General features: G+C 49.2%; 6 protein-coding genes. All 6 read left to right on the top strand.

Features of this window, described 5'->3' with window-relative positions:
* The first annotated feature begins 156 nt into the window (after nt 1-156).
* Nucleotides 157-1,788: a ubiquinone biosynthesis regulatory protein kinase UbiB gene (gene ubiB, locus ABYW01_RS15305; protein WP_372834271.1), complete on the top strand. Its 1,632-nt coding sequence runs from the start codon at nt 157-159 to the stop codon at nt 1,786-1,788.
* A 108-nt stretch (nt 1,789-1,896) separates the two neighbouring features.
* On the top strand, nt 1,897-2,286 hold the full coding sequence (gene hisI / locus ABYW01_RS15300) for a phosphoribosyl-AMP cyclohydrolase (protein WP_193955251.1): 390 nt from the start codon (nt 1,897-1,899) through the stop codon (nt 2,284-2,286).
* Between the two features lie 10 nt (nt 2,287-2,296).
* A complete protein-coding gene (locus ABYW01_RS15295; RefSeq protein WP_372834268.1) occupies nt 2,297-2,629 on the top strand; it encodes a phosphoribosyl-ATP diphosphatase in 333 nt (110 codons plus the stop codon).
* A 312-nt stretch (nt 2,630-2,941) separates the two neighbouring features.
* Nucleotides 2,942-3,193 carry a twin-arginine translocase TatA/TatE family subunit gene (gene tatA / locus ABYW01_RS15290; RefSeq protein WP_372834264.1) on the top strand — a complete coding sequence of 84 codons (252 nt, stop codon included), beginning with the start codon at nt 2,942-2,944 and terminating at the stop codon, nt 3,191-3,193.
* 16 nt (nt 3,194-3,209) lie between these two features.
* Entirely contained in the window at nt 3,210-3,632 is a 423-nt protein-coding gene (tatB, locus tag ABYW01_RS15285) for a Sec-independent protein translocase protein TatB (protein ID WP_372834262.1), read from the top strand.
* Nucleotides 3,632-4,356, top strand: a 725-nt coding sequence (gene tatC, locus ABYW01_RS15280; protein WP_372834259.1) for a twin-arginine translocase subunit TatC, incomplete at its 3' end; no start/stop codon positions are given. The genes tatB and tatC, both read left to right, overlap by 1 nt.

Here is a 4,356-nt window from a genome sequence, read left to right as displayed (position 1 = left end):
GTCTTTGTTTAGTCGTGCAGATGAAATGCTCTATAAAGCCAAGGCGAACGGACGCAATCAGGCAGTCATTGGCTGATCTGATATTAGGCAATGAATTTCTATTGGGATGGTGTAGCATTGTCGCGCCGAATTAGCTGATTACAGGATCACCTGTTTGTGAAACGTCTGCTCAGAAGTGTAAAAATCCTGCGGGTTGTTGCCCGCTACCGTCTGGATACGTTCTTCGACGGGATGAATCTTCCCTTTTATCTGCGTGTACTGCTAAAACTGTTACCGTGGCGTTATATGGTCGCGGCAGACCAGCCTCGTGGCGAACGCCTGCGTCTGGCATTGGAGGCATTGGGGCCGGTATTCATCAAGTTTGGCCAGATGCTCTCTACCCGTCGTGATTTGTTACCCGATGACGTGGCGGAAGAGCTTAAAAAGCTACAAGATCAAGTGCCTCCCTTCGGCGGTGCTGAAGCACAGCACATCATAGAACAGTCACTGGGGCAGCCTGTTAGTGAGCTGTTTGCCCAATTTGAACAGCAGCCTCTGGCATCCGCATCCGTTGCTCAGGTCCATAAAGCGACATTGGGCGATGGTCGTGACGTTGTGGTCAAAGTGATCCGTCCGGGTATCGAACGGACAATCCAAAAAGATGTCGCTCTGCTTTATAGCCTGGCTCAGATTGCACAGGCGATCTGGGCAGATGGCCGTCGCTTACGCCCGGTTGAGGTTGTTGCAGAGTACGAGCAAACGATTTTTGATGAGCTGGATTTGCGAAAAGAGGCGGCAAATGGCTCGCAGCTACACCGCAATTTTGACGGTTCTGACGTTCTTTATATTCCGGAGATTTATTGGGACTATACCCGCTCCAACGTTCTGGTGATGGAGCGTATCCATGGTATCCCTGTTGCTGATGTGGAGCAGCTTGTAGCCCAGAATACTGATATGAAAAAACTGGCGGAACGCGGAGTAGAGATATTCTTTACTCAGGTGTTTCGTGACAGCTTCTTTCATGCGGATATGCACCCGGGCAATATCTTTGTGTCTCGTGATAACCCACAGTCTCCTCAATATATCGCTGTTGATTTTGGCATCGTGGGTTCGCTTACCCCAGAAGATCAGAGTTATCTGGCGCGAAACTTTCTGGCTTTCTTCCAGCGTGACTACCGGCAGGTCGCACAGCTACACGTGGATTCAGGTTGGGTGCCATCAGATACCAATGTGGATGCCTTTGAAACAGCCATTCGTAGTGTGTGTGAACCCATTTTCGAGAAACCGCTGAAAGAGATCTCCTTTGGTCAGGTACTATTAGGACTTTTCCAAACTGCGCGGCGCTTTAATATGGAAGTACAGCCGCAGCTTGTATTGTTGCAAAAGACCCTGCTGAATATTGAGGGACTGGGTCGTCAGCTTTATCCAGAACTGGATTTGTGGAAGACTGCTAAACCTTTCCTTGAAGGCTGGATGAAGGAACGGATGGGGCCTAAGGCAGTCTACCGTAGCATCAAGCAGCAGGCGCCGGATTGGCTGGAGAAAATGCCACATATGCCGCAACTGGTGTTTGATGCACTGAATCAGGTTCGTCGATTGGATGATAGTCGTGCGCGTGATCTGCGGGCATATGCTGCCGCGAGAGATGAGCTTGAGCGCAGGCATCGACCCACACGTTATCTGGGTGTGGCGTTGATATTACTGGCGGTTGTCTCGGGTAATGATCAGGCGATGGATTGGCTGGCATCAGTTTCAGCGGCGTCCTGGATCGCTGCCGGTGTTGGTTTGTATCTGGTAGTACGACGCTAGAAATCTGGCGCTACGCCTTGGTTATACGCCTGTTGTATATATGGTGGAAGGCAGTTTGTTCAGGTATGCTTGCCGCTTTGAATTAGAATTTGCTAAAGAAGTAAACACATGTCTGCACCTTGGCTTGAACAGGTAAAATGGAACAGCGATGGTTTGGTCCCGGCGATTGCACAGGACCATGAAACGGGTCGTATCTTGATGGTCGCATGGATGAACGAAGAGGCACTGTCTCTGACCGTCAAAGAGCAGCGAGCCATCTATTGGTCTCGTTCGCGTAACAAGCTCTGGCGCAAGGGTGAAGAGTCCGGGCATGTGCAGCAGTTGCATGAAATTCGGTTGGATTGTGATGCCGATGTCATCTTGATGCATGTTAAGCAGCTGGGCGGTATCTCCTGCCATACTGGGCGAGAGAGCTGTTTTTACAGCGTACTGAAAGATGAAGAATGGGTGCCGGTAGAACCGGTGCTGAAAGACCCGGCAAGTATTTACAACAAATAGGCTGTATTCGATGAGTGACGTATTGACCCAATTGGGAGAAATTCTGGAAGAGCGAAAAAACGCAGCTTCCGAGAAATCCTACGTAGCCAGCCTGCACGCCAAAGGTCTGAACAAGATTTTGGAAAAAGTGGGTGAAGAGTCGGTCGAAGCTATCATTGCTGCCAAAGACGCAGAGAAAAGCGGTGATAACAGTGATGTGATCTATGAGACCGCTGATCTCTGGTTTCATAGCTTAGTGATGTTGTCCCATCTGGGAGAGAAACCCCAGGTGATTATCGATGAATTGTCGCGTCGTTTTGATATGTCTGGCCTTGAAGAAAAAGCGGCGCGTACCAATAAATAAGTCATGGCAGAGCACGTTATCTGTCGGATTGTTGTAGGTAATGTGCCTGCAAACATTATGTATCAGGATAAATACTTCGCGGTGCTTCGGAACGGATCACTCAAAGTGGCTATTTACGATATCGCGAAGACAAGTACGAGATTTAGATGACCCGCAGGCGGGCGGTACAAGACTTATCGTCCAGTGATGATCCTGCCACACCGTTACTAAGTTGGGGCGGGGTGAACGTCAGAAGGTCTACCCTATTCATTTTCATTTGTTGGGTGGCGGAAAACTGCCCTCAATATAAGAATAAAAGCGGAGAGTTTTAGTATGGGCATTGGTGGTATCAGTATTTGGCAGCTGTTGATTGTTGCTCTGATCATTGTTCTTCTGTTTGGTACTAAGAAACTGCGTGGCATGGGCGGAGACCTGGGCAGCGCAATCAAAGGTTTCAAGAAAGCTGTAACCGAAGATGAAGAGAAAAAAGAAGAGCCAGCTAAACAGCTGAATAAAGAAGACGCTGACTTCAATGAAGCTGATTCAGCTGCAGCGAAGAAAGAAGAAACTAAGACTGACAAATAAGCCGGCGGCATAGTAGATGTTTGATATCGGCTTTGCTGAACTGCTTATTGTTGCCGTTGTAGCGCTGGTGGTCCTTGGTCCAGAGAAGCTGCCCACTGCGGCCCGTACTGCAGGGTTATGGGTTGGTCGTATCCGACGCACGCTCAGTGGTATTCAGAGTGAAATCTCTGAAGAACTGCGTATTGATGAGATGAAGCGCACAGCGGCAATTCAAAAAGAACAGCTGGATAAAGAGCTGGAAGAGATGCGTACGCCTTTTAATTCAGGGAGCAGTGATGATTCTCCCTTTGGTAGCAGCGTCTCTTCGCCGGAAGAACTCAAAGCCCAGCAACCTGCCTCGGGTGAGAGTACGCCTCGGCCTGAAAACAGTATCGCCCCACCGATATCTACGGGAAGCGAACAATCGGCCCCTGATGCCGCAAATAAGACTGAGAAGTAATGAGCGAGCATAGTAATAACCTGCCGGGTCAGGATCAGGAACAACCTCTCATTTCCCATCTGTTAGAGATGCGTCAGCGCCTGATGCGGATATTGCTGATAGTGTTGCTGATCTTTCTGTCGTTATTCTATTTTGCTAACGACCTCTACACCTATCTGTCTGACCCGCTGACATCTTTATTGCCAGAAGGCACCAGCATGATCGCGACGGATGTCGCCTCGCCGTTCTTTGCGCCTTTTAAGCTAACACTCGTGGCATCTATCTTCCTGGCGATGCCGGTTATTTTGCATCAGCTCTGGGGGTTTATCGCACCGGGTTTGTATCAAAACGAGAAACGATTAGCGGTGCCGTTGCTGATCTCCAGTATTTTCCTGTTCTATGCAGGTATGGCGTTTGCGTATTACGTCGTATTTCCATTGATGTTTGGCTTCTTTACCAGTGTCGTACCCGTCAATGTCGAGATTGCGACTGATATCAGCAGCTATCTGAACTTTGTGCTCAAGTTATTCTTCGCGTTTGGTATCGTTTTTGAAATACCTATAGCGACACTGCTGCTCATTTGGACAGGTGCGGCCACAGCCGATGGTCTGGCGCAAAAACGAGCTTATGTGTTGGTGGGGTGTTTTGTTCTGGGGATGTTGCTAACCCCTCCTGATGTAATCTCCCAGAGTCTGTTGGCTCTACCTATGTGGTTGCTGTTTGAGGTGGGAATTATCATGGGGCG

Source organism: Pontibacterium sp., from assembly GCF_041587635.1.
Lineage (GTDB): Bacteria > Pseudomonadota > Gammaproteobacteria > Pseudomonadales > Balneatricaceae > Pontibacterium.
This window is presented reverse-complemented; position numbering and strand designations above follow the sequence as displayed.

Coding starts and splice junctions, on each gene's coding strand:
- hisI (WP_193955251.1), top strand. CDS start 1,897: ATGTCTGCACCTTGGCTTGAACAGGTAAAATGGAACAGCGATGGTTTG.
- ABYW01_RS15295 (WP_372834268.1), top strand. CDS start 2,297: ATGAGTGACGTATTGACCCAATTGGGAGAAATTCTGGAAGAGCGAAAA.
- tatA (WP_372834264.1), top strand. CDS start 2,942: ATGGGCATTGGTGGTATCAGTATTTGGCAGCTGTTGATTGTTGCTCTG.
- tatB (WP_372834262.1), top strand. CDS start 3,210: ATGTTTGATATCGGCTTTGCTGAACTGCTTATTGTTGCCGTTGTAGCG.